This is a genomic window from Bradyrhizobium sp. (assembly GCF_019242285.1).
GTDB lineage: Bacteria > Pseudomonadota > Alphaproteobacteria > Rhizobiales > Xanthobacteraceae > Bradyrhizobium.
Map to the genome: position 1 here is coordinate 1 of NZ_JAFAVV010000084.1, position 2,846 is coordinate 2,846.

Annotated in this window: 2 protein-coding genes; both read right to left on the reverse strand. The window is 67.2% G+C overall.

Features of this window, described 5'->3' with window-relative positions:
* Positions 1-679: DUF3369 domain-containing protein (locus tag JOY90_RS03460; protein WP_291689767.1), on the reverse strand; the 679-nt coding region annotated here is incomplete at its 3' end.
* On the reverse strand, positions 649-2,688 hold the full coding sequence (locus JOY90_RS03465) for an ATP-binding protein (protein WP_291689768.1): 2,040 nt from the start codon (positions 2,686-2,688) through the stop codon (positions 649-651). The genes JOY90_RS03465 and JOY90_RS03460, both read right to left, overlap by 31 nt.
* Positions 2,689-2,846: the final 158 nt, after the last annotated feature.

A 2,846-nucleotide genomic window follows, 5' to 3' on the forward strand; every position in this document is an offset into this window, starting at 1 on the left:
CGCTTCCGGCCAGCACCGAGAAATCGTCGCCGGCGTTGCTGCCGTCGTCACGCAGCACCAATATACCGGCGCAATCGACGTTGAGCAGCGAGGCGAGCTGGGTGAGCACGCCCTCCGCGAGCCGCTGCATCGAGCGGAAGTCGTAGAGGGTGGAGGCCGCGTCGATGATGATCTCGAGTCCGCGCCGCGTCTGCACCATGCGTTCGAGCTGCTGATAGCTGCGCAGCGCCGCGGTGAGCGAGGTGAACAGCTTGTCGGCGGTGAGCTCGGTCTTGGCCTTGTAGTCGTTGATGTCGTACTGGACGATGACGCGCCGCTCCGGGGCCTGGCCGGGCTGACCGGTGCGCAGGATGATGCGGACGGTCTCGTTCTTGATCTCGTTGCGGATGAACTCGACGAGCTCGAGGCCGGCGACGTCGGTCTCCATGATGACGTCGAGCAGCACCGCGGCGATGTCCTTGTGCTCGCGCATCAGCGTGCGGCCTTCGGCCGCCGAGTAGGCGGAGAGGATCTCCAGTCCCTGGCCGTTCAGGCTGTAGTCGCTCAATGCGAAGCGCGTGCCCTCGTGCACGGCCTGGTCGTCGTCGATGACGGCGACCTTCCATTTGCGGGTGTCCTGCTCCTCCGGAACACTTCCGGTATCGTCGATCAGGTGGAGGACATCGTCCTGTTCGGCCATTGCGGCGTTCCGTCGCTGAGGGTATCGGATGCTTCATTCCCGCCCTTGGCGGTCCGCGGCATGATAATGCGAAAAGTGGTGCCTTGTCCCAGCCTTGACTCCAGCATCATGCGGCCGCCGAGCTGCTGGGTCACGAGATTATAAACGATGTGGAGCCCGAGCCCGGTGCCGCCTTCGTTGCGGCGGGTCGTGAAGAACGGATCGAAGGCCTGGCGCTGCACCTCGGAGGTCATGCCTGCGCCGTCGTCCGAGAAATTGATCTCGATCTCGTCATGGCCGCGCGCGCGCGCCGAGATCGAGATCTTGCCCGCGCGGCCATCGGCGAAGGCGTGATTGACGGCGTTGAGGAACAGGTTGGTCAGGATCTGGCCGTAGGAGCCGGGATAGCCGTCGACCACGAGGCCCTCCGGCACGTCGGCGCTGAGCGCGATCGGCGCGCGCTTCAGGACCGGACGGAGGCTCGCGATGATCTGGTCGGTCGCCTCGGCCAGGTTGAACTGGCGCCGTTCGGCATGCGAGCGGTCGACCGCGACCTGCTTGAACGACTGGATCAGCTCGCCGGCGCGGTGCAGGTTGGCAACGAGCTGCTGGGCCGCGTCGCGCGAGGTACGAACGAAATCCTCGAGCTGGGAGCGGCGCAGGGCGCCGTTGGAGCGCAGCTCGGCCTCGAACATCTCGCTGCGGCGGGCAAAGCTCGAGGCCACCGTCAGGCTGATGCCGATCGGGTTGTTGACCTCGTGGGCGACGCCGGCGACGAGGCCGCCCAGCGCCGCCAGCCGCTCGGCATCGATCAGGTTCTGCTGCGCGGTGTTGAGCTCGACCAGTGCGCTTTCGGCCTTCTCCTTCGCGGCGCGCAACTCGTCCTCGGTCTTGCGCTTGGCGATGGCGTTCTCGCGGAACACCTCGACCGCGCGCGCCATGGCGCCGACCTCGTCCCTCGCGGTGATGCCCTGCACCTGCCGGTCATAGTCGCCGAGCGCGATCGCCCGCATCGCCGTCATGATCTGCTGCAGCGGCAGGCGGATCGACAATGCGATCAGGACGCCGGCCGACAGGATGATGCCGAGGAAGAACACCGCGATCGTCAGCACCCGGCGCGAGATCGCGGCAAGCGTCCGGTCGAAGGTCTCCTGCGCCCGCTGCTCGCGCTGGCTGGTCTTGGCGGTGAGGTCGTCGATCGCCTGAATTTCCTCGGCCTGGGTGAGATCGATGGTGTTGCGCAAGAGCTCGGTCCGGTTCGTGAGCTGGTCGGACAGCTTGCCGAGCCCCTCGCGCAGCGCCGCGGTGCGCTCGTCGAGGCGCTTCAGGGCGAGCCGCTGCAGATCGTTCTCGGCAAGGTCGAGCATCACCGGGATGGTCTTCTCGATCGTGTCGGTGTTGCGTCGCGCGTCCTCGGCGGATTGGCTCGACAGCGACAGGTAATAGGAGTTGGCGGCGACCAGCATCGCCGTGAACGCCTCGCGGGACTTGCCGAGCGACGGCCAGATCAGAGCATCGCGGTGGCCGGTTGCGCCTTCGATGATCGAGTACAGCCCGGCCATGTCCCTGGCCGGCGCCAGCACCTGCTCGTCATAGGTCTTGGCAATCGCCGCCTGCAGGGTGCGCAGCTCGCCGAAGCCGTTGAGGAAGCGTTCGGTGACGCGCTCGAGCTCGTCGGCCGAGCCGGACAGCATCGGGTCGGTCGCGGCGCGGGTCGAAATGGTGCCGAGCACCGCTTCGCGCAGCAACAGGATCTCGGCGAACAGCTCGGGATTGGGCTGGTTGATGTAGCGGTGGATGAGGTTCTGCAGCCGGCTGGTCTCGCTCTCGAGCAGGGCCAGGATCTTGTCGGACTCGCGGACCTTGCGCACGTCGTCCCAGGCCGAGCCGAGCACCTTGGCGCCGTTCCAGATCAGCACGGCGAGCACCGCGACGACCAGCGAGTTCAGCGCGGCAATCGACAGGATGCGCCAGCGGATCGGCACCGCGCGGAGCAGGCCGACCGTGCGCGCGCGAACCTGGGCGGCCAGACTGACCGGCCGCTCCGCAGTCTCGCGCTGTCGCGGCGTCGCCAAGATCCGCTCACTCCCCCTTGCGATTGCGTTCGACCGGCCTCGCCGGGGCGTTCACGGTTGCGCTCATGCGGATCCGTGGAACGGCGCGTGCCAGCTTGCCGATCGCGCGCGAA